We start from the raw sequence: 21,436 nt of genomic DNA on the forward strand, positions 1-21,436 counted from the left end.
CGCCGCCGGTTCCGCCGCCGCCCCGGTGTCGGCGCCCGGCCCCATAATGAGCGGCGGCCACCAGCCCGACCCACCTCCCGAGGAGATCCATGAGCCAGGCCGGCAGCACGTCACCGCACCCCGCTGACAGCCACGAGCTGATCCGCGTCGTCGGTGCCCGCGAGAACAACCTCAAGGACGTCAGCGTCGACATCCCGAAGCGCCGGCTGACCGTCTTCACCGGGGTGTCGGGGTCGGGGAAGAGCTCGCTGGTGTTCGACACGATCGCCTCGGAGTCGCAGCGGCTGATCAACGAGACCTACTCGACGTTCGTCCAGGGGTTCATGCCGTCGCTGGCCCGGCCGGAGGTCGACCTGCTCGAGGGCATCACCGCCGCGATCATCGTCGACCAGGAGCGGATGGGCGCCAACGCGCGGTCGACGGTCGGCACGGTGACCGACGCCAACGCGATGCTGCGGATGCTCTTCAGCAGGATCGGCACGCCGTTCATCGGGCCGCCGACGGCGTTCTCGTTCAACATCCCCACCACCCGCGCCAGCGGGGTGATGACCTCGGACAAGGGCGGGGGAGAAGACGGTCGTCCGCGACGCGGTCTACCTCGGCGGCATGTGCCCGGAGTGCGAGGGCCGGGGGGAGCGTGTCCGACCTCGACCTGGCCGCCATCGTCGACGAGAGCAAGTCGCTGGTGGAGGGCGCGATCCTGGTGCCGGGCTACACCGCGGACGGGTGGATGGTGGCGCCCTACAAGGTCGTCGTGCCGCCCGACGTACCCGTCGGGAAGCTGACCGAGGCCCAGCGCGAGGAGCTGCTGTACGCCGAGCCGCGCAAGGTGAAGGTCGAGAACATCAACATCACCTACGAGGGCCTGATCCCGAAGATCCGGAAGTCCATGTTCAGCAAGGACCCGGACTCGCTGCAGCCCCACATCAGGGCGTTCGTGCAGCGGGCCGCCGTCTTCAAGGCGTGCGCCGCCTGCGACGGCACCCGGCTCAACGAGTCGGCGCGCTCCTCGACGATCAAGGACCTCCACATCGGCGATGTCTGCCGAATGCAGATCACCGACCTCGCCGCGTGGCTGCGGGGCGTCGACGAGCCCGGCGTCGCGCCGCTGATCCGCAACCTCCTGCACCTGTGCGACTCGTTCGTCGACATCGGCCTCGGCTACCTGTCGCTCGAGCGTCCCTCCGGCACGCTGTCGGGCGGGGAGGCGCAGCGCGTCAAGATGATCCGCCACCTCGGGTCGCCGCTGACCGACGTCACCTACGTCTTCGACGAGCCGACCGTCGGGCTCCACCCGCACGACATCCAGCGGATGAACAACCTCCTCCAGGACCTGCGCGACAAGGGCAACACCGTCCTCGTCGTCGAGCACAAGCCCGAGTCGATCGCCATCGCCGACCACGTCGTCGACCTCGGGCCCGCGGCCGGGTCCGGCGGCGGCGAGGTCGTGTTCGAGGGCACCGTCGGCGGCCTGCGCAAGAGCGGCACGCTCACCGGGCAGCACCTCGACTACCGCGCGCGGCTCAAGGACTCCGTCCGCGAGCGCACCGGCGTGATCGAGGTGCGCGGCGCCGCCACCCACAACCTGCAGGACGTCGACGTCGACGTCCCGACCGGCGTGCTGGTCGTGGTGACGGGCGTCGCCGGGTCCGGCAAGAGCTCGCTGATCCACGGGTCGGTCGCCGGCCGCGAGGGCGTGGTGGCGGTCGACCAGAGCGCGATCAAGGGGTCGCGGCGCAGCAACCCGGCGACGTACACCGGTCTCCTCGAGCCGATCCGCAAGGCGTTCGCCAAGGCCAACGGCGTCAAGCCGGCGCTGTTCTCCGCCAACTCCGAGGGCGCCTGCCCGACCTGCAAGGGCGCCGGCGTCATCGTCACCGAGCTCGGGTTCATGGACACCGTGTCCACCCCGTGCGAGGTCTGCGGCGGCAAGCGCTACCAGGCCGCCGTGCTCGAGCTGCGCTTCGGCGGGCTCAACATCGCCGAGGTGCTCGACCTGCCGGTCGCCGAGGCGCACGGCTTCTTCGCCGAGGGCGAGGCGCGGACGCCCGCCGCCGCCAAGATCCTGGCCGCCCTCGTCGACGTCGGCCTTGGCTACGTCAAGCTCGGCCAGCCGCTCAACACCCTCTCCGGAGGCGAGCGGCAGCGGCTCAAGCTCGCCATGCACCTGCAGGAGAAGGGGCGGCGTCTACATCCTCGACGAGCCGACCTCCGGCCTGCACCTGGCCGACGTCGAGAACCTGCTCGGGCTGCTGGACCGGCTGGTCGACGCCGGCAAGTCGGTGGTCGTCATCGAGCACCACCAGGCCGTGATGGCGCACGCCGACTGGATCATCGACCTCGGCCCGGGGGCCGGCCACGACGGCGGCCGGGTCGTCTTCGAGGGGCCGCCGGCCGAGCTGGTCGCCCAGCGGTCGACGCTGACGGGTCGGCACCTCGCGGAGTACGTCGGCGAGCCGGTCGCCGCCAGTTGAGGGCGCCCCTTCTCGGGAACATGCGCCGGTCAGGACACTGTGCCTACCATGTGGGACCTTGTCCTCCGCCTGGTTGATGCTGATGTCTCTCCGTGGCCGCGTGCCCGCCCCTGTCCTCGTCGCGTTCGGACTGCTGGTCCTGCTCCTCTCGACGGCCGCCGTCGTCGGCGACCCGAGCGGGACACCGCCCGACGCGGAGGCGGAGACCCGGGCGCCCACCGTCCGCGAGGCCGTCGTCAGCCGGGCGGCCGCCCCGCCGCCACCGCCGCCCGCGGCGCCGCCGGGCTCCACCTGGTCGGGCCACGCGTTCGACGCCTGCCGGGCGCCGAGCCAGCGGGTGATGGACCGCTGGCGCACCACGTCGCCGTTCTCGGGGATCGGCATCTACCTCGGCGGCATCCACCGCGCGTGCGAGCAGCGGCACCTCGACGCCCGGTGGGTCGCCCGCCAGCGCCGAGCCGGCTGGCAGCTGCTGCCCATCTGGGTCGGCCCGCAGGCGTCGTGCACCGGCTACGACCACCGGATCGCGAGCAAGCCCGGCCCACGGAAGCGCTACCTCGCCGCGCGGGTCGGGGGAGTGCGGCAGGCCCGCCAGGCCGCCGCGGCCGCCCGGAACCTCCGGCTGCCGCGCGGGTCGCTGGTCTTCTACGACATCGAGCCGTTCGACACCGGCGTGACCCGCTGCCGGGAGTCGTCGCTCGCGTTCCTCGAGGAGTGGACCCAGGAGCTGCACCGGCAGGGCTACCGCTCCGGCGTCTACTCCCACGTCAACGCCGGCATCTCGCTCCTCAGCCGTACCGGTCGTGGGTACACCCGGCCGGACGCGGTCTGGTACGCGTGGATCGACCGGCCGGGCAGCCTGCCGCGTGAGCACGTCGCCGACGCTGGTTTCCACCGCGACAGCCGGGTGCACCAGTACGCCCTCGACACCCGCGTCGAGTTCGGCGGCATCGGGATGGACATCGACTGGAACTTCGTCGCCCTCGGCACCACCAGCCGTCCGCACCGCCCCGTCGGCTGCGACCAGCGGGCCGACCGGGCGCGACCGGACGCCGTACGACCGGGGCACCGCGGTGCCGCCGTCCGCACCGTCCAGTGCCTGCTGCCCGGTGACGTCCACCCGACCAAGGCCACCGGCCGGTACGACGCCCGCACGACGCGCGCGGTGCGCGCCTTCCAGCAGCGCCGCGGGCTGCCCGTGACCGGCGCGGTCGACCGTCGCACCTGGGTGGCGCTGCTCTCCCGCGGCGCGACCCCGGAGCTCGAGCGTGGCGCCCGGGGCGACCACGTGCGCCGGCTCCAGCGCTCGCTCGCCGTGGCGCTGGGCGACCCCGGCGTGCGGGTCGACGGCAGCTTCGGCCGCGAGACCGCCCGCGCGGTGAAGCGCTACCGGGTGCGCCTGGGCATCGGCGACAGGGGCGTCGTCACCGACCGGGTGTGGAACGCGCTGGCCCGGGGAGGGCGCTGCCGATCCGGCGGTGAGTAGGTCTGCCTGCATCCGATCGACCAGGGGCAGCACCGTGCGCTCGACGAGCGCGCGGCGTTCCGCCAGGGGAAGCACCAGGCACTGGACCGTCACGCCGTCGACGACCGCGAAGAGTTGGGCGGCCTGCTCGTCCGGCAGGCCGGTCGAGGCGTACCACGCGCGCAGGTCGGCGTCCTGCCGCGCCGCCTCGGCCGCCAGTGCAGGGTTGTGCACGGCCATCTCGGCGTAGGCGAGCCACACCCGCGCCCGCCGCTCGCGGGCGTCGTCCAGGGGCAGCCAGCGAAGGACCACGTCGGTCAGCGTCTGCGGCTGATCCGCGTCGAGGACACCGACGAACTCCGTCCAGGCGTGGTCGTAGGCGGCGCGGACCAGGTCCCGCTTCGTGCGGTAGTAGTACTGGACCTGCGCCGCCGACACTCCGGCCGCGTGCGCCACCGCCCGCACGCTGAGCCCGGCGACGCCCTGGTCGGCCAGGACGTCCAACACCGCTGTCAGGAGGCGCTCGTTCGTCATCGGCTCTGCCTCCTACCGAGCGCGCCTGCCGTCCCACCAGACGACGGCGAGCTCGACGGCTCCCCAGGACGGCGATCACCACACCGGCCTGGCGCACACCGACCACCGGAGTCTCGGTGTCGCGGAAGATCACGTACATCACGAGCCCGACGAGCATCATGCCGATGCCGAGGGCGATACCTCCTCGCCGTTTGTCCACCGTTCTACCTCCAGGGGTCGGGTTCATACGTTCGTACTGTACGACCGTACAGGAGGTCCGAACCAGGTCGTCAGCGCCTCGTCCAAGCCTGTCGTGGTCCCGTCGCCCACCCAGGCCACGTGCCCGTCGGGCCGGACCAGGAGAGCGGCCGGGGGACTGACGGCGCCGACAATGGGGAGTTCCCAGGTCACAGCCTGCTCACGCTGGGCGGCGCGAACGTGGCGCACCCGGTCGACCCAGGGGGCGATGTCGATGCCGGGTGCGCCGAGCTCGAGCAGGAGCGGCCGGGCGTCGTGGAGGAGCTCGAAGACGCGGGTCGGGCCGTCGGGGAGTGACGAGATCGAGGTCCGGGACGCGCCGGCCGAGCAGCGGGTGGCCGTCGCCGAGGTCGAGGTGGATGTCGAGGCCGGTGAGGAGACCGGCGAGCGCGAGCCGCGGCTGGTCGAACGCGAGGAGCTCGGCGAACGTGTCCCGCACGGCGCCCGTGCGGGCGTCGCCGCGCTGCAGGAGCGCCTGCACCGTGACGTTGCCGAGCACCCGCGCCGTGGCCGGGTGACGCTCGGCCCGGTAGGTGTCGAGCAGGGCGTCGGGGGAGTCGCCACGCACGACCTGCGCGAGCTTCCACCCGAGGTTGACCGCGTCCTGCACGCCCAGGCCGATGCCCTGGCCGCCGGTCGGCGGGTGCACGTGCGCGGCGTCGCCGGCGATCAGCACCCGACCGGAGCGGTAGGCGCTCGCCTGCCGGACCGCATCGGTGAACCGGGAGATCCAGGTCGGGTCGTGGGCACCGAAGTCGGTGCCGAACGCCGCCACGAGTGCGGTCCGCAGGTCCGCGAGCGACGGTTCGGCGCCGGTCCGCAGCTCCTGCTCGGTGACCACGACGCCGACGGTCGGGGCACCCGGCACCGCGTTGACGGCGTGGATGCCGACCTCGTCGAGCCGGATGCCCGGCGGCGCCTCCTCGGTCACGGCGACCTCCGCGATCAGGTGGCTCCGCGTCGGCTCGGCGCCCACCAGCTCGATGCCCGCCGTCCTGCGCACCACGCTGCGCCCGCCGTCGGCGCCGACGAGGTACGCCGTGCGCAGCGGCGCATCGTCGGCGACGTGCACGTCGACGCCCCCGTCGTCCTGGGTGAACCCGGTGACCTCGACACCTCGGCGTACCGGCACGCCGAGCTCCTCGACCCAGCCGAGCAGGACCTCCTCGACGCCGCTCTGCCCGAGGGCCAGCGTGTAGGGGTGCCGCGTCGGGAGGTCGGCGACCGGGAGCGGCGTGCCGTCGAAGGCAAGGGCCTGCACGGTCTGCCCGGCCGCGAGGAACCGGTCGGCGATCCCGCGCTGGTCGAGGAGCTCGATCGTCCGCGCATGGAACCCGCGGGCCCGGGTGCCGACCAGACCCGCACTCGTCCGGCGTTCGAGAACGGTCACGTCGACGCCTGCGAGCGCCAGCTCGCCGGCCAGCATCAGTCCCGTCGGGCCGGCCCCGACGACGATCACCTCGGTCATGCTCCACCTTCCGTTCGCACGGGCAAGGTCGAGCAGTCTGCGCCCCACCGGGGGTCTTGCCGCAAGACCCCCTGTGCGCTATACGTTGGAGAGGGCAAGGGGCCGACGGGTTCCTTGCCTTCGTCGTTCTCGGGGGCCGGGCAGCGCGGGACGTCATGCGAATCGTGGGCTATAGCGCCCCCGTCCGTATGACGTTGTCGGGATCGCGGCGCGGCCGACTGCCGACCACGCGGGAGGTCATACGAACCGTGGGCGATGACCCACGGTTCGTATGACGTCTCCGGCCTGGCGCGGCGTCCGGCGCGAGGAGCTTTCACCCCTCGTCCAAGTCGCCGATAAGTGACATTATGTCAAGTTAATCGCTTCCATGCCCCCGTAGCCCTCCACAGAACCGGCTCGCGGACACTCCCCCTCACGCGCCGGTGCCGGTCAGGTCGAGACCCACCGCGTCGGTCCGGAATCGCCGCGGAACGGGGCGCGTGTCCCACGCCCGTCGGGGTACCGCGCTCTCGACGGAGGGAGCCCGAATGCGATCACTCGCCGACCAGTCCGAGGACGAGCTGGGCGGGCCGTGGAGCGTGCTGGTGCGCCAGAAGCGCGACCACGTCGTGCTCGACCGGCTGCTGGAGGAGGTGCTCGCCACGAGCGGCACCGCGCAGGACGCCGCCCTGCACCGGGTGGCGCGCCTGGTGTTCCCCCACGCGTTCGCCGAGGAGTCGGTGCTGTGGCCCGAGCTGCGGCGCACGCTCCCCGACGGCGAGGCACTCACCCTCCAGGTCGAGCAGGAGCACCAGGAGGTCAACGAGCTGTGGACCCGGCTGGAGTCGGCGGACCTCACCGGCGAGGAACGCGAGCAGGTCGTCGGCCGCCTGGTCGAGGTGCTGCGCGAGGACGTGCGCGACGAGGAGGACCAGCTGCTCCCCCGCCTGCAGCAGGCGGTCGACGTACGACGGCTGCGCGCGCTGGGCGTCGCCTGGGAGGCCGTGCGCCGCACCGCCCCCACCCGACCGCACCCGGTGGTGTCGCGCCGGCCGCCGGGCAACGCTCTCGCGGCACTGCCCCTGACGGTCCTCGACCGGGCCCGCGACGGGCTCGATGCCGCCGCACGCTCCGACCGCGTGCCCAGCGGGGCGGCCGACCGGTTCCGCACCGCCAGCGCCTTGCTCGCCCGGGGTGCCGGCCGCGTCGAGACGTTCGGCCCGCTGCGCCGCGGTGAGGACCCGTCGACCGGGACGGAGCCCTGATGACCGCGAGCGCGTCGCTGGAGTTCGTCGGCACGGCGACGACGATCCTCCGGCTCGGACCGTTCACCCTGCTGACCGACCCCAACTTCCTCCACCGCGGACAGCTCGTCTACCTCGGCAAGGGCCTGTTCTCACGACGCCTCACCGAGCCGTCGCTCCAGCCCGCGCAGCTTCCCTCGCTCGACGCGGTGGTGCTCTCCCACCTCCACGGCGACCACTTCGACCGGGTCGCCCGGCAGCAGCTCGACCGTTCGCTGCCGGTGCTGACGACGCCGGCGGCCGCCCGCAAGCTCGACCGCTGGGGCTTCGGCGCTGCCGAGGGGCTGCGGACCTGGGAGTCACGGGTGCTCGAGCGCGACGGCTGGCAGCTGCAGGTGACGTCGGCGCCCGGCGTCCACGGTCCGGGTCCGATGCGGCACGTGATGCCGCCGGTGATGGGCACCGTCCTGGAGCTGCGGGAGGCCGGCGCGGTGCGTCACCGCACCTACATCAGCGGCGACACCCTCTTCCGCCCGTGGCTGCGCGAGGTCACCGAGCGGCACGGCCACCTCGACGCCGCCGTGCTCCACCTCGGCGGCACCCGCGCCTTCGGCATCCTCGTGACGATGGACGCCGAGCAGGGCGCCGGGCTGACGGAGCTGCTCGCGGCCGACGCGACGGTGCCGATCCACCACGACGACTACGGCGTCTTCCGCTCGCCGGTCGCCGACTTCGAGGCGGAGTGCGTGCGACGCGGCATCGGGTCGGTACGCCGGGTGGAGCGGGGCGAGCGCGTGTCACTGACCGACCAGCCGACCGAGATGCCGACCGACGACCCGACCGGAGGAGCGACATGACCGCGACCTATCCCGGCGACTCCACCGCCGGAGCCGAGCGCCGCAACCCGCTCATCCGCTGGACCCTCGCCCTGGAGCGGAACGAGGCGCTCGACCCGGCCGTCCGCGCGCTGGAGCCGGTGGCCGCCGCCGTCGCCGGTCCCCCGCCGGTGCGCGACCTGCTCCAGGGCCGGTGGCTCGGCCACGCCCTCCACCCGCTCCTCGTGATGGTGCCGCTGGGCGCCTGGACGAGCGCGTCGGTGCTCGACCTCCTGGGCGACGACGCCGGCCGCGAGGCCGCGTGCACGCTCACCGGTCTCGGCGTCCTGACCGCTGTCCCCTCCGCGGTCACCGGCCTCGCCGAGTGGGTCGACGCCACCCCGCGCGACCGCCGTACCGGCGCCGTCCACGCCGCGGCCAACGCCGCTGCCCTCGCCGTCTACACCTGCTCCTGGGCCGCTCGGCGCCGCGGCCACCACCGCAGGGGCGCGCTGCTCGCCGGGGCCGCGTCCGCGCTGGTCGGCGTGGGCGGCTACCTCGGCGGCCACCTCGCCCAGGTCCGCAAGGTCGGCAGCCACCACCCGGCGTTCGTCGTCGGGTGACGACGCACCGTCGGCCGGGGGCCGACCACGAGGTGTCTACGATGCCGGTCATGCTCAAGCGCGCGCTGACCGCTGCCCCCGCCCTCCTCCTCGCTCTCGGCCTCGCGGCGTGCGGGGACGACTCCGACGACACCGAGGCGCGCGACGACACGTCGTCGTCCCCGGAGTCGACCGAGGTCACGACGAGCGCCACCCAGACCCTCACCGCCGACCCCGTCGCCTGCAGCTACGAGCCCGACGGGACGGAGGCCAGCGCGACGCCGCCGCCGACCGAGGCCGCCCACGCCGGCCAGGTGCCGGCCACCGTCAGCACGTCGGTCGGCGACCTCACCCTGTCGCTCGACGCCGACAACGCGCCGTGCACGGTCAACTCCTTCGTCTCCCTCGCCGAGCAGGGGCTACTTCGACGGCACCACCTGCCACCGGATGACGACCGAGGGCATCTACGTGCTCCAGTGCGGCGACCCGACCGGCACCGGTGCGGGCGGCCCGGGGTACTCCTTCGCCGACGAGCTGCAGGGCACCGAGACCTACGGCCCCGGCACGCTGGCGATGGCCAACGCCGGCCCCGACACCAACGGGTCGCAGTTCTTCATCGTCTACGACGACAGCCCGCTGCCGCCGAGCTACACGGTCTTCGGCACGGTCGACGAGGCCACCGTCCAGACCATCACCGACGTCGCCGCCGACGGCACGACGCCCGAGCTCGACGGCGCGCCCAACACCAAGGTCGACATCGAGTCGGTCACCGTCGGCTGATGACCAACCGGTGGCGCAGCCTGACCAGGGACGAGGCGACGCAGCGGGGCGGAGCGCTGACGGTGACGTCGTACGACGTCGTGCTCGACCTCGCTGCGAGCGAGGAGACGTTCTCCTCCACGACGACCATCCGCTTCGCGACCACTGGCGGCGACACGTTCGTCGACGTCAAGCCGGTGGCCCTGCACCGCGCCACGCTCGACGGGCAGGAGCTCGACCCCGCCGGCCTCGACCGCGGCCGGCTGCCCCTCTCCCCCGCCGCCGGCGAGCATGAGCTGGTCGTCGAGGCCACGATGCCGTTCCGCAACGACGGCGAGGGGCTGCACCGCAGCGTCGACCCGGCGGACGGCCGGGCGTACGTCTACGGCATGTCGTTCATGGACGCCGCTCCGACGGTCTTCGCGTGCTTCGACCAGCCCGACCTCAAGGCGCCGTACACGATGACGGTGACGGCGCCGGCGGACTGGCTCGTCGTCGGCAACGCGCGGGCGGAGCAGGTGGGGGCCGAGGGCGACGTGCGGCAGTGGCGGCTGGGCCCGACCCCGCCGCTGTCGACGTACTTCGTCACGCTGGTCGCCGGGCCCTACCACTTCCTGGCCGAGGACCACGACGGCATCCGGCTCTCGCTGAGCTCGCGGGCCAGCCTCGCCGGCACCCTGGAGCGCGAGGCGGGCGAGCTGTTCACCCTCACCCGGCAGAGCCTCGACGAGCTGCACCGCCTGTTCGAGCGCCGCTACGCCTTCGGTGACTACCACCAGGCGTTCGTCCCCGAGTTCAACGCCGGCGCGATGGAGAACCCCGGCTGCGTCACCATCCGCGACCCGCTGCTCTTCGACCGGCCCAGCACCCGGGCCGACCGCTCCTACCGCGCGGCGCTCATCGCCCACGAGATGGCGCACCAGTGGTTCGGCAACCTGGTCACCCCGCAGTGGTGGGACGACCTGTGGCTCAACGAGTCGTTCGCGGAGTACGTCGGCTACCGGGTCGCCGCCGACGCGACGGAGTACGACGACGCGTGGGTCGACCAGTCGTACTCGCGGCGCGTCTGGGGTCTCACCGCCGACCAGCGGCCGACCACCCACCCGGTGGCGGGCAACGGCGCCGTCGACGCGCTGGCGGCGCTGCAGGACTTCGACGGGATCTCCTACGCGCGCGGGTCCAACGTGCTGCGCCAGCTCGCCACCCGGCTCGGCGACGAGGTGTTCCTGGCCGGCGTCCGCGATCACTTCGACCGGCACCCGTTCGGCAACGCCACCATGCACGACCTGTTCGAGAGCTGGAGCCGGGCCGGCGCCGGCGACCTCGACGGCTTCGTCCGGGACTGGCTGCGCACCCCCGGTCCGGACCTGCTGGAGCTCGACCGGGCGGCCGGCGTCGTCCGCCGCACCCCGCCCGCCGAGCACCCTGCCGACCGGCACCACCGCCTCAACGTCGCGGTCCACGGCGACGACGGCTGGGAGCGCCTGCCGCTGGAGCTCGCCGGGCCGGAGACCCCGTTCGAGGTCGCCGCCGACACGCCGGTGCTGATCGACGCCGACGAGACCACCTGGGCGGTCACCCCGCCCGACCTGGTCACGATGGCGGCGCTCCCCGCCTCGCGCCGTCGCTCGACCCGCAGCTGCGGGCGACGACGTGGAACAGCGTCCGGCTCGGGCTCCACAACGCGATGGTCGACCCGGCTGCGGTCGCCGACCTGCTCGCCGTGGCCCCGCCGGTCGAGGACACCGCCGACGGCGTGCGGAACCTGATGCCGTGGGTGCTCGACACCGCGGTGCCGCTCGCGCCGCCGGGCACGATGGACCGCCTCCACCTCGCCCTGCTGGCGAGGATCGAGCGCACCGAGCCCGGCTCGGAGCTCCGGCTCTCGGCGTTCCGCGCGGCGGTCGCGTCGTGCAGCGACGGCGAGCAGCTCGCCCGCTGGTCGACCGGCGCCGGGCTGCCCGACGGGATCGAGCTCGAGGCCGACCTCGGCTGGCGGCTGCAGGCGCCGGCGGGCCGAGCTCGGCGCGGCGACCCGCGACGAGCTCGACGCGGCGCTCGAGGCCGAGCCGACCGGCCACGCCCGGGTCGAGCACGCCCGCGCGGTCGCGTCGCTGCCGACGCCGGAGGCCAAGGCGTTCGCCTGGGACCGGCTGACCGGCCGGGTGTCGGTCGCCAACTACGAGATCGAGGCCGCCGGCATCGGGATGTGGCGCCCGGAGCAGCGCGAGGTGACGGCGCCGTACGTCGCGGCGTACTTCGAGGCGCTCCCGCAGGTGGTCTCCGTCCACCAGGGGCTGGGTGCAGGCGGTGGCGGTCGAGGCGTTCTTCCCGATCACCCACCTCGACGACGCCACGTCGGCCGCCGCGCACACGGCGCTCGACCTCGACCTGCCGCCGGCGGCGCTGCGCCGGTTGCGCGACCGGGTCGACGAGCTCGACCGGCGTCGTGCGGTCGTGGCCGCCCACCCGCAGCAGTGACGGACGTCCCGGCGTCCCCCGGCGTGGGCAGCGGGGTTGTGTCGGGCAGGGCTGTTTGACTGGCGGCATGGAGCTCGTAGTGCTGGTCGTCGGTCTGGTGGCAGGCGCCGTCACGGCGTGGGTGGTTGCAACCCGCCACCACGCCCAGGCAGCGGCGCAGGCGCTCACCACCCTCGAGGCCGAGCACCAGCAGGCGCTCACCATGCTCGAGACCGAGCACCAGCACGCGCTGACCCGCCTCGAGGCCGAGCACCAGCACGAGTTGACCCGCCTCGAGGCCGAGCAGGCCGCGGAGCGCACCGACCTGCTGAGCCGGGAGCGCGAGGCGCGGGCCGAGGTGCAGGCCGAGCTCGCCGCCGCGATGGCGTCGCTGGACGAGCTGCGGCAGGCGCTCGACGCCGCACGGGAGCAGCACCGGGAGCTGGTGGCGGAGCAGCGGGCGCGACAGGCCGAGCGCGAGCGCACCGAGTCGGGGCACACCCAGGTGCTCAAGACGCTGACGCCGGTGCGGGAGTCGCTGCAGGAGATGCGGCGCCGGGTCGACGAGCTGGAGAAGCAGCGCTCGGTGCAGCACGGTCAGCTCGCCGAGCAGCTGCGGTCCACGCAGGAGTCGGTCGCGGAGTCGAAGAAGGCCGCCGACACCCTCGCCGCCGCGCTCACCAACAACGCGGTGCGGGGGGTGTGGGGCGAGACCCAGCTGCGCACCCTCGTGGAGTCGGCCGGGCTGCTCTCCCGCGTCGACTTCGAGCTGCAGCACACGATCACCGCCGACTCCGGCTCCCGGCGCCCCGACATGGTCATCAACCTGCCGGGCGGCAAGCAGATGGCGATCGACGCGAAGGTCCCCTACAACGCGTTCATCGACGCCCACCGCGACGGCATCGACCCGGCCGAGCGGCAGCGGCTGCTGGTCGACCACGCCAAGAAGGTCCGCGCCCACGTCGACGCGCTCGCGGGCAAGAGCTACTGGACCGGGCTCAAGGCCAGCCCCGAGTTCACCATCGCGTTCATCCCCAACGAGCAGCTGCTCGCCACCGCGCTCGAGACGGACCCGTCGCTGATGGAGTACGCCTTCGGCAAGGGCGTGGTGCTCGCGACCCCCACCAACCTCTGGGCGATCCTCAAGACCGTGGCGTTCACCTGGCGCCAGGACGTCCTGACCGACGACGCCAAGCAGCTCTTCGACCTCGGGCGCGAGCTCTACCGGCGGATCGTGACGATGGCCGAGCACGCCGACAAGCTGCGTCGCTCGCTCGAGAGCACGATCAAGAGCTACAACGCCTTCGCCGGCTCGCTCGAGACCCGGGTGCTGGTGACCGCCCGCAAGCTGGACCAGATGGACGAGTCCGCCGTGATCCCGCGGCCGGCGATGATCGACGACGTGGCGCCCCGTGCGCTCACCAGCGGTGACTTCGAGGTGATCGCCGACCTCGAGCGCGACGAGCTCGACCTGGGCCTGGAGCTGCCCGGCCACACCGTCGAGGCGGTCGAGGCGGAGATCGTGGAGGACGAGCGCAAGCACGCTTGATACGTTCCACGGCATGCCCGGGATCGACCCCGCCTTCCTCGCCCTCCCCCACCGCCGGCTCGGCGAGGTGGCCCTCGACCGGGCCGCCGCACTGGGCGCCACCCATGCCGACTTCCGGTTCGAGCGGATCCGCTCGCAACGGATCCTCGTCCGCGACGGCGCCCTCCAGGGAGCGGCCGACGGCGACGACGTCGGGTTCGCCGTCCGCGTCGTGCACCGCGGGGCGTGGGGGTTCGCGTCCGGGGTGGTGCTGACCGACGCGGAGGCCCGCCGGGTCGCCGAGACGGCGGTCGCCGTCGCGGAGGTGGCGGCGTCGATGACCACCCGGCCGGTCGAGCTGGCGCCGGAGCCGGTGCACGACGACGTCACCTGGGTGTCGTCGTACGCCGTGAACCCGTTCGACGTCCCGACCCCCGACAAGACCGCGGTGCTGACCGACTGGACCGAGCGGCTGCGCCGCGGCGCCGCGGTCGACCACGCCACCGCGTCGCTGCTGGCGGTGCAGGAGAACAAGTACTACGCCGACCTCGCCGGCACCCGCACCACCCAGCAGCGGGTCCGGCTGCAGCCGGCGTTCGAGGCGATGGGCGGGACCTCGGAGGTCTTCGACTCGATGGCGAGCATCGCGCCGCCGGTCGGGCGGGGCTGGGAGTACGTCGTCGGCACGCCCGCCGACGGCGCCTGGGACTGGGACGCCGAGCTGGCGGAGGTCCCCGACCTGCTCGCCGACAAGCTGAAGGCGCCGAGCGTCGAGGCCGGGCGCTACGACCTCGTCGTCCACCCGTCCAACCTGTGGCTCACCATCCACGAGTCGATCGGCCACGCGACCGAGCTCGACCGGGCGCTCGGCTACGAGGCCAACTACGCCGGCACGTCCTTCGCCACCCCCGACCAGCTCGGCAGCCTGCGCTACGGGTCGCCGGTCATGCACGTGACCGGCGACCGCACCGTCGAGCACGGGCTGGCGACGATCGGCTACGACGACGAGGGGGTCGCCACCCGGCAGTGGGACATCGTCCGCGACGGCGTGCTCGTCGGCTTCCAGCTCGACCGGCCGATGGCCGCCCTCATGCCCGACCTCGGTGGCGAGGACGGCCGCTCCAACGGCTGCGCCTACGCCGACTCCCCCGGCCACATCCCCATCCAGCGGATGGCCAACGTCTCCCTCCAGCCCGATCCCGGCGGCCCGACCACCGAGGAGCTGATCGGCCGGGTCGAGCGGGGCATCTACGTGGTCGGCGACAAGTCGTGGTCGATCGACATGCAGCGGTTCAACTTCCAGTTCACCGGGCAGCGGTTCTTCCGGATCGAGGACGGCAGGGTCGTCGGCCAGCTCCGCGACGTCGCCTACCAGGCGACGACCACCGACTTCTGGGGCTCGATGGAAGCCGTCGGCGGGCCCGAGACCTGGCTGCTGGGCGGCGCCTTCAACTGCGGCAAGGCCCAGCCCGGGCAGGTCGCCGCGGTGAGCCACGGCTGCCCGACGGCCCTCTTCCGCGACGTACGGATTCTCAACACCGCCGAGGAGGGTGGCCAGTGACCACGCCCCAGGACCTGGTGGAGCAGGCGCTCGCCGCCTCGACCGCCGACGACTGCGTCGTCATCGTCCGTGACACCACGAGCGCCAACCTGCGGTGGGCCGGCAACACCCTCACCACCAACGGCCAGATGACCGGGCGGCACGTGACCGTCGTGTCCTTCGCCGCCCGGGGAGGCGGGGGTCGCGGCGGCGTCGACGACGGGCAGCGCGACGACGGGCGACGACGTCGTCGCCCTGGTGACCGCGGCGGATGCCGCCGCCCGCGCCGCGCAGCCCGCCGAGGACGCGGCCGAGCTGGTCCGCGACCGGGTCTCCCCCGACTGGGACGAGCCGGCGGTGCCCACCGACATCACCGTCTACGACGCCGTGGCGCCCGCGCTGGGCGAGGCGTTCCGCCGGGCCGGTGCCGACGACCGGCTTCTCTACGGGTTCGTCGACCACGCCGTCACGACCCTCTACCTCGGCTCGAGCACGGGCCTGCGGCTGCGCCACGTGCAGCCGACCGGGCACTTCGCCTGCACCGCGAAGGACGCCGCGCTGACCCGCAGTGCCTGGGTCGGGGTCGCCACCCGCGACTTCACCGACATCGACCCACTGGCGCTCGACGACGAGCTCGCCCGCCGGCTGTCGTGGAGCACGCGGCGGGTCGACCTGCCGGCGGGGCGCTACGACACCATCCTCCCGCCCACGGCGGTCGCCGACCTGATGATCGACGCGTACTGGTACGCCGGGGCGCGGGACGCGTGGGAGGGGCAGTCCGTCTACAGCAGGCGCCCGAGCGGCACCCGCCTCGGCGACCGGATCGCCCGGACCGGCGTCCACCTGTATTCCGACCCCGCGCACGAGGCGCTCGCCTGCTGCCCGTTCACCGTCGTCGCCGCGTCCGACTCCGAGCGCTCGGTGTTCGACAACGGCCTGCCGCTCGACCGCACCGACTGGATCCGCGACGGGGGAGCTGACCTCGCTCGTCCAGACGCGGCAGACGGCGGCGATGACCGACCAGCCGGTGACGCCGTACGTCGACAACCTGGTGCTGTCGGTCGACGGCGGCACCGGCACCGTCGACGACCTGGTCGCCGGCACCGAGCGCGGGCTGCTGCTGACCTGTCTGTGGTACATCCGCGCGGTCGACCCGCAGAGCCTGCTGCTGACCGGGCTGACCCGTGACGGCGTCTACCTCGTCGAGGACGGGGAGATCACCGGCGCCGTCAACAACTTCCGCTGGAACGAGAGCCCGGTCGACCTGCTGCGGCGGTTCAGCCACGCCGGCGCGACCGTGCCGAGCTTCAGCCGCGAGTGGGGCGACGACTACTTCAGCCGGACGGCCACGCCGGCGCTGCGAGTGCCGGACTTCAACATGTCGAGCGTGTCGCAGGCCATGTGAGAGCCCGGTGAGCCCGGCTCACGGCCGGAACACCACCTTCACCATCCCCTCCTCCTTCTTCTGGAAGTGCTCGTAGGCGCTGGGCGCCTCCTCCAGCGGCAGGTGGTGGGTGGCGAAGGTGTCGACGCCGAACGGGTCGCCGTCGACCAGCATCGCGAGCAGCTCGTCGGTCCAGGCACGGACGTTGGCCTGGCCCATCCGGAGCTGCACCTGCTTGTCGAACAGCTGCATCATCGGCATCGGGTCGGCGGCACCGCCGTAGACGCCGGAGATCGAGATGGTGCCGCCGCGACGGACGGCGTCGATGGCGGTGTGGAGCGCGGAGAGCCGGTCGATCCCCGCGTTCTTCATCAGCGGCTCGGCGAGGGCGTCGGGCAGGAGCCCGACCACCTTCTGCGCCGCGGTGGCGGCGGGCGAGCCGTGCGCCTCGAGCCCGACCGCGTCGATGACGGAGTCCGGGCCGCGGCCGCCGGTCGCCTCGCGCAGCACCTCCCCCACCCCGCCGACCTGCTCGGCCTCGTCGAGGTTCAGCACCTCCGCCCCGAACGCCTCCACCCGCGCGAGCCGCTCGGGGACCCGGTCGACGGAGATCACCCGGTGCCCGGACCGCACCGCCATCCGGGCCGCCATGTCGCCGATCGGCCCGGCACCGAGCACGGCCACGGTGCCGCCGTCGGGCACCGCGGCGTACTGCAGCGCCTGCCAGGCGGTCGGCAGCACGTCGGACAGGAACAGGAACCGGTCGTCGGGGTGGTCGTGCGGCACCTTGACCGGCAGGAAGTCGGCGAACTGGACCCGCAGGTACTCCGCCTGCCCGCCCGGCACCTGTCCGTAGAGCTTGCTGTAGCCGAGGAAGCTGGCGCCGGTGCCGTGCTCGTGGTTCTGGGTGGTCTCGCACTGGCTGTAGAGCTTCTGGTCGCACATCCAGCACGACCCGCAGGACACGTTGAACGGCACCACGACCCGGTCGCCCACCGCGAGCCCGGTGACCTCGGCGCCGACCTCCTCGACGATGCCCATCGGCTCGTGGCCCACCACGTCACCGGGTTCCATGAACGGGCCGAGCGGGTCGTAGAGGTGCAGGTCGGAGCCGCACAACCCGGTCGAGGTGACCCGGATGATCGCGTCGGTGGGCTTCTCGATCCGCGGGTCGGGGACCTCCTCCACGCGCATGTCGCCGACGCCCTGCCAGGTCACTGCCTTCATGTCTCGGCCCGCCTTCCGTGTCGAGTACGCGGTGTCACTGCCGTTCCGGCAGGTACCCGCACCCCGCTGGGCCATCCACGCGGCAGCCGGATCCGCTACTCCGCGTAGGCCTCCATCGGCGGGCACGCGCAGACCAGGTTGCGGTCGCCGTAGGCCTGGTCGATGCGGGCGACCGGCGGCCAGTACTTGTCCGGGTCGATGCCGGCGGGGTAGACCGCCTGCTCCCGGGTGTACGGCCGCTGCCAGTCGTCCGCCACCAACGCCCGGCCGGTGTGCGGGGCGTTGCGCAGCGGCGACTCCTCGAGCGGCCACTCCCCCGTCTCGACCCGGTCGATCTCCGCCTTGATGGCGATCATCGCGTCGCAGAACCGGTCGAGCTCGGCGAGGTCCTCGGACTCGGTCGGCTCGACCATCAGCGTGCCGGCGACGGGGAACGACATCGTCGGCGCGTGGAAGCCGTGGTCGATGAGGCGCTTGGCGACGTCGTCGACGGTGACGCCGGTCCGCTTGGTGATCTCGCGGAGGTCGAGGATGCACTCGTGGGCGACCAGGCCCGACTCCCCGCGGTAGAGCACCGGGAAGTGCTCGCCGAGGCGGGCGGCGACGTAGTTGGCCGACAGCACCGCGACCGCGGTCGCCCGGGTGAGGCCCTCGGCGCCCATCATCCGGATGTAGGCCCACGAGATCGGCAGGATGCCCGCGGAGCCGTACGGCGCCGCGCTGATCGGGCCCACGCCGGCGCGCTTCGCGTCCTCGGGGTGCAGCGGGTGCGACGGGAGGTACGGCGCCAGGTGCTCGCGCACCGCCACCGGCCCGACGCCCGGCCCGCCACCGCCGTGCGGGATGCAGAACGTCTTGTGCAGGTTGAGATGGGGAGACGTCGCCGCCGAACTCGCCCGGCTTGGCGTAGCCGAGCAGCGCGTTGAGGTTCGCGCCGTCGACGTAGACCTGGCCGCCGTGGGCGTGGACCATGTCGCACAGCTCGGAGATGGTCTCCTCGTAGACCCCGTGGGTGGACGGGTAGGTCACCATGATCGCCGCCAGCGTGTCGGCGTGCTGCTCGCACTTGGCGCGCAGGTCGTCGAGGTCGACGGTGCCGTCGTCGGTGGCCTTGACCACCACCACCTTCATCCCGGCCATCACGGCCGACGCTGCGTTGGTGCCGTGGGCGGAGGACGGGATCAGACAGACGTCACGAGCCTCTTCGCCGCGCGCGACGTGGTAGGCGCGGATCGCCAGCAGCCCCGCGAACTCGCCCTGGGACCCGGCGTTGGGCTGCACCGAGACCCGGTCGTAGCCGGTCACCTCGGCCAGCCACTCCTCGAGCTCGGCGACGAGCTGGCGGTAGCCGCCGGCGTCGTCGGCCGGCACGAACGGGTGCACGTCGGCGAACCCCGGAAGCGAGATCGGCTCCATCTCGGTGGTGGCGTTGAGCTTCATCGTGCAGGAGCCGAGCGGGATCATGCCGCGGTCCAGCGCGTAGTCGCGGTTGCTGAGCCTGTGGAGGTAGCGCAGCATTGACGTCTCGTTGTGGTGGGTGTTGAACACCGGGTGCGTGAGGAACGCGGTGGTGCGCCGCAGCCCGGCCGGAAGGGCGTCGACCGGCTCCACCCGCGCGGGAGTCACGCCGAACGCGGAGTGCAGCGCCCGGAGGGTCGAGGGGCTGCTCATCTCGGAGAACGACAGGCCCACGGTGTCCTCGTCGACGTGGCGCAGGTGGATCCCGAGCACCCGGGCAGCGGCGACCACGTCGGCGGCGCGGCCGGGCACCCGCACCTGGAAGGTGTCGAAGAACGCGTCCGTGAGCACCTCGTGCCCGGCCGCGGCGAGCGACGCGGCGGCGCGGGCGGCCAGCTCGTGGGTCCGGCGCGCGATCTCCCGCAGTCCGTCGGGGCCGTGGTAGACGGCGTACATGGCCGCGGTCACCGCCAGCAGCACCTGGGCGGTGCAGATGTTGGACGTCGCCTTGTCGCGGCGGATGTGCTGCTCGCGGGTCTGCAGGGCCAGGCGGTACGCCGGCCGGCCCTCGGCGTCGACCGAGACGCCCACCAGCCGCCCGGGCAGCTGCCGCTCGAGGCCCGAGGTCACGCTCATGAAGCCGGCGTGCGGACCGCCGTAGAAGAGCGGGACGCCGAACCGCTGGGCCGAGCCGACCACGACGTCGGCGCCGAGCGCGCCGGGCGCCTCCAGCAGGGTCAGCGCGAGCAGGTCGGCGGCGACGACGGCGAGACCGCCACGCTCGTGGACCGCCTCGATCACCGGTCGCGGGTTGCGCACGCGACCGGACGCGCCGGGGTACTGCACGAGCACGCCGGCCAGCTCGCCGTCGGGGGAGACCGTCCGTGAGGTCGGCGACCACCACCTCCGTGCCGATCGCCGCGGCGCGGGTGCGCACCACGTCGATGGTCTGCGGCAGCGCGTCCGCGTCGATCACGAACGGGCCGGTCAGGTTGCGGCGGGCACGGTGCACCAGGGCCAGCGCCTCCGCTGCGGCGGTGCCCTCGTCGAGCAGCGAGGAGCCGGCGGTGGGGAGCCCGGTGAGGTCGGCGACCACGGTCTGGAAGTTGAGCAGCGCCTCGAGCCGGCCCTGCGAGATCTCGGGCTGGTACGGCGTGTAGGCGGTGTACCAGCTCGGGTCCTCGAGGACGTTGCGCCGGATGACGGCCGGCGTGATCGTCGCGTGGTAGCCCAGGCCGATCATCGGCTCGCCCGGCCGGTTGGCGGTGGCCAGGGAGCGCAGCTCCCCCGCGACCGCGGACTCGTCCAGCGCGGCGGGCAGGTCGAGCGGTGCCTTGCTGCGGATGCCGGCCGGGACGGCGGCCTCCATCAGGTCGTCGAGCGAGGCGTAGCCGAGGCGGTCGAGCATCGCCGCGACCGCGGTCTCGTCGGGGCCGATGTGCCGGGAAACGAATTCGGAGAACAGCGGGGGCTCCTCGGATCGGGGTGATCACGGTTCCCCTCCCCCTCTGTCACCGCGTCGGTGCGGCTCCAGAGTCGCCTGGTCCGCACGGTCCGGGCGCCTGAGAGGTTCCGGGGAGGAATTGCCCCTTCGGCGCAGGGTCGGGCCCTGACTCTCCCGTGCGGGATCTACGGCAACTGCAGGTTCAGACTAGCAGTCAGCCCACGTTGCGGGCAGCGCGCCGGGCGGCCAGCTCGTCGCCCGGCACCGGCTCGGCGTCGCGCGCGGCGGGACCGGCGTGCTCGCTCGGCAGCTCGGCGAGGGTGCCCTCGATCTCGCGCCACACGCCGCCGATGGCGATGCCGAACACGCCCTGCCCGCCCTGGAGCAGGTCGATGACCTCGTCGTTGCTGGTGCACTCGTAGACCGAGGCGCCGTCGCTCATCAGCGTGACCTGGGTCAGGTCGTCGGTGCCGCGCTCGCGGAGGTGGCTGACGGCGGTGCGGATCTGCTGCAGCGAGATGCCGGCGTCGAGGAGGCGCTTGACGACCTTGAGGATGAGGATGTCACGGAAGGAGTAGAGCCGCTGCGACCCCGACCCGCTGGCGCCGCGGATGCTCGGCTCGATCAGGCCGGTGCGGGCCCAGTAGTCGAGCTGTCGGTAGGTGATGCCCGCGGCGTTGCACGCGGTCGGCCCGCGGTAGCCGATGTCGCTCGGGAGCGGGGACACGTCGTCGGTGAAGAGCAGGCCCTGCTCCTCGGCCACGCCGGCGGCGACGTCGGCGGACCGGCTGCCGGCGTCAGGCTGCTGCTCGTTCACG

General features: G+C 73.2%; 14 protein-coding genes, 3 pseudogenes and 1 riboswitch. Of the genes and pseudogenes, 12 read left to right on the forward strand and 5 right to left on the reverse strand.

What is annotated here, in order from left to right; translation table 11 throughout:
• Positions 1–89 precede the first annotated feature (89 nt).
• Together MF408_RS22405 and MF408_RS22410 are read left to right on the forward strand one after the other, a co-directional pair.
• Positions 90–2,474, forward strand: a pseudogene (locus tag MF408_RS22405) (excinuclease ABC subunit UvrA).
• 100 nt (positions 2,475–2,574) lie between these two features.
• Entirely contained in the window at positions 2,575–3,960 is a 1,386-nt protein-coding gene (locus MF408_RS22410) for a glycoside hydrolase domain-containing protein (protein ID WP_240249471.1), read from the forward strand.
• Positions 3,961–4,870: 910 nt separating this feature from the next.
• On the opposite strand, the gene MF408_RS22415 is transcribed toward MF408_RS22410, so the two are convergent.
• Positions 4,871–6,178, reverse strand: coding sequence for an FAD-dependent monooxygenase (locus MF408_RS22415; protein WP_240249472.1), 1,308 nt, complete (start codon positions 6,176–6,178; stop codon positions 4,871–4,873).
• A 527-nt stretch (positions 6,179–6,705) separates the two neighbouring features.
• Between MF408_RS22415 and MF408_RS22420 the strand changes: the two genes are divergently transcribed.
• From MF408_RS22420 to MF408_RS22430, 3 genes are read left to right on the forward strand one after another with little or no spacing between them, the layout of a single operon-like run.
• Positions 6,706–7,422 carry a hemerythrin domain-containing protein gene (locus MF408_RS22420; protein WP_240249473.1) on the forward strand — a complete coding sequence of 239 codons (717 nt, stop codon included), beginning with the start codon at positions 6,706–6,708 and terminating at the stop codon, positions 7,420–7,422.
• A complete protein-coding gene (locus MF408_RS22425; RefSeq protein ID WP_240249474.1) occupies positions 7,422–8,258 on the forward strand; it encodes an MBL fold metallo-hydrolase in 837 nt (278 codons plus the stop codon). The genes MF408_RS22420 and MF408_RS22425 overlap by 1 nt, the downstream gene beginning before the upstream one ends.
• The gene (locus tag MF408_RS22430; RefSeq protein WP_240249475.1) at positions 8,255–8,839 is read left to right on the forward strand and encodes a DUF2231 domain-containing protein; all 585 of its coding nucleotides are present in this window, start codon (positions 8,255–8,257) and stop codon (positions 8,837–8,839) included. Before MF408_RS22425 ends, MF408_RS22430 begins: the two co-directional genes overlap by 4 nt.
• Before the next feature lie 226 nt (positions 8,840–9,065).
• Here the strand turns inward: MF408_RS22430 and MF408_RS22435 are convergent, their stop codons facing one another.
• Complete coding sequence (locus MF408_RS22435; protein ID WP_240249476.1) at positions 9,066–9,203, reverse strand: hypothetical protein; 138 nt, start codon at positions 9,201–9,203, stop codon at positions 9,066–9,068.
• 62 nt (positions 9,204–9,265) lie between these two features.
• Between MF408_RS22435 and MF408_RS22440 the strand changes: the two genes are divergently transcribed.
• The 7 genes and pseudogenes from MF408_RS22440 (at position 9,266) to MF408_RS26135 (ending at position 16,510) form a co-directional block, all read left to right on the forward strand.
• Positions 9,266–9,598 carry a peptidylprolyl isomerase gene (locus MF408_RS22440; protein WP_240249477.1) on the forward strand — a complete coding sequence of 111 codons (333 nt, stop codon included), beginning with the start codon at positions 9,266–9,268 and terminating at the stop codon, positions 9,596–9,598.
• A complete protein-coding gene (locus MF408_RS22445; RefSeq protein WP_240249478.1) occupies positions 9,598–11,346 on the forward strand; it encodes a M1 family aminopeptidase in 1,749 nt (582 codons plus the stop codon). Before MF408_RS22440 ends, MF408_RS22445 begins: the two co-directional genes overlap by 1 nt.
• Before the next feature lie 532 nt (positions 11,347–11,878).
• Positions 11,879–12,058: a hypothetical protein gene (locus MF408_RS22450; RefSeq protein ID WP_240249479.1), complete on the forward strand. Its 180-nt coding sequence runs from the start codon at positions 11,879–11,881 to the stop codon at positions 12,056–12,058.
• A 67-nt stretch (positions 12,059–12,125) separates the two neighbouring features.
• On the forward strand, positions 12,126–13,586 hold the full coding sequence (gene rmuC / locus MF408_RS22455; protein ID WP_240249480.1) for a DNA recombination protein RmuC: 1,461 nt from the start codon (positions 12,126–12,128) through the stop codon (positions 13,584–13,586).
• Positions 13,587–13,599: 13 nt separating this feature from the next.
• The gene (locus tag MF408_RS22460; protein WP_240249481.1) at positions 13,600–15,126 is read left to right on the forward strand and encodes a TldD/PmbA family protein; all 1,527 of its coding nucleotides are present in this window, start codon (positions 13,600–13,602) and stop codon (positions 15,124–15,126) included.
• Between the two features lie 705 nt (positions 15,127–15,831).
• Positions 15,832–16,017 (forward strand): annotated as a pseudogene (locus MF408_RS26130) (TldD/PmbA family protein); the annotation flags it as partial.
• A gap of 139 nt (positions 16,018–16,156) precedes the next feature.
• Complete coding sequence (locus tag MF408_RS26135) at positions 16,157–16,510, forward strand: metallopeptidase TldD-related protein (RefSeq protein WP_345893794.1); 354 nt, start codon at positions 16,157–16,159, stop codon at positions 16,508–16,510.
• Positions 16,511–16,528: 18 nt separating this feature from the next.
• On the opposite strand, the gene MF408_RS22470 is transcribed toward MF408_RS26135, so the two are convergent.
• The 3 genes and pseudogenes from MF408_RS22470 to MF408_RS22480 all read right to left on the reverse strand — a co-directional run bounded on the left by MF408_RS22470 (position 16,529) and on the right by MF408_RS22480 (position 21,435).
• Entirely contained in the window at positions 16,529–17,791 is a 1,263-nt protein-coding gene (locus MF408_RS22470; RefSeq protein ID WP_345893795.1) for a zinc-dependent alcohol dehydrogenase, read from the reverse strand.
• A gap of 20 nt (positions 17,792–17,811) precedes the next feature.
• Positions 17,812–20,582, reverse strand: a pseudogene (gcvP, locus tag MF408_RS22475) (aminomethyl-transferring glycine dehydrogenase).
• 132 nt (positions 20,583–20,714) lie between these two features.
• A riboswitch (glycine riboswitch) is annotated at positions 20,715–20,805 on the reverse strand.
• 27 nt (positions 20,806–20,832) lie between these two features.
• Complete coding sequence (locus MF408_RS22480; protein ID WP_275693269.1) at positions 20,833–21,435, reverse strand: MerR family transcriptional regulator; 603 nt, start codon at positions 21,433–21,435, stop codon at positions 20,833–20,835.
• Position 21,436 lies beyond the last annotated feature (1 nt).

This window comes from Nocardioides sp. TF02-7, assembly GCF_022437945.1.
Lineage (GTDB): Bacteria > Actinomycetota > Actinomycetes > Propionibacteriales > Nocardioidaceae > Nocardioides.

Excerpts from the sequence above, each read along its gene's own strand:
- MF408_RS22415 (WP_240249472.1), bottom strand. The coding sequence starts at position 6,178 with ATGACCGAGGTGATCGTCGTCGGGGCCGGCCCGACGGGACTGATGCTG.
- MF408_RS22420 (WP_240249473.1), top strand. The coding sequence starts at position 6,706 with ATGCGATCACTCGCCGACCAGTCCGAGGACGAGCTGGGCGGGCCGTGG.
- MF408_RS22425 (WP_240249474.1), top strand. The coding sequence starts at position 7,422 with ATGACCGCGAGCGCGTCGCTGGAGTTCGTCGGCACGGCGACGACGATC.
- MF408_RS22430 (WP_240249475.1), top strand. The coding sequence starts at position 8,255 with ATGACCGCGACCTATCCCGGCGACTCCACCGCCGGAGCCGAGCGCCGC.
- MF408_RS22440 (WP_240249477.1), top strand. The coding sequence starts at position 9,266 with ATGACGACCGAGGGCATCTACGTGCTCCAGTGCGGCGACCCGACCGGC.
- MF408_RS22445 (WP_240249478.1), top strand. The coding sequence starts at position 9,598 with ATGACCAACCGGTGGCGCAGCCTGACCAGGGACGAGGCGACGCAGCGG.
- rmuC (WP_240249480.1), top strand. The coding sequence starts at position 12,126 with ATGGAGCTCGTAGTGCTGGTCGTCGGTCTGGTGGCAGGCGCCGTCACG.
- MF408_RS22460 (WP_240249481.1), top strand. The coding sequence starts at position 13,600 with ATGCCCGGGATCGACCCCGCCTTCCTCGCCCTCCCCCACCGCCGGCTC.
- MF408_RS22470 (WP_345893795.1), bottom strand. The coding sequence starts at position 17,791 with ATGGCCCAGCGGGGTGCGGGTACCTGCCGGAACGGCAGTGACACCGCG.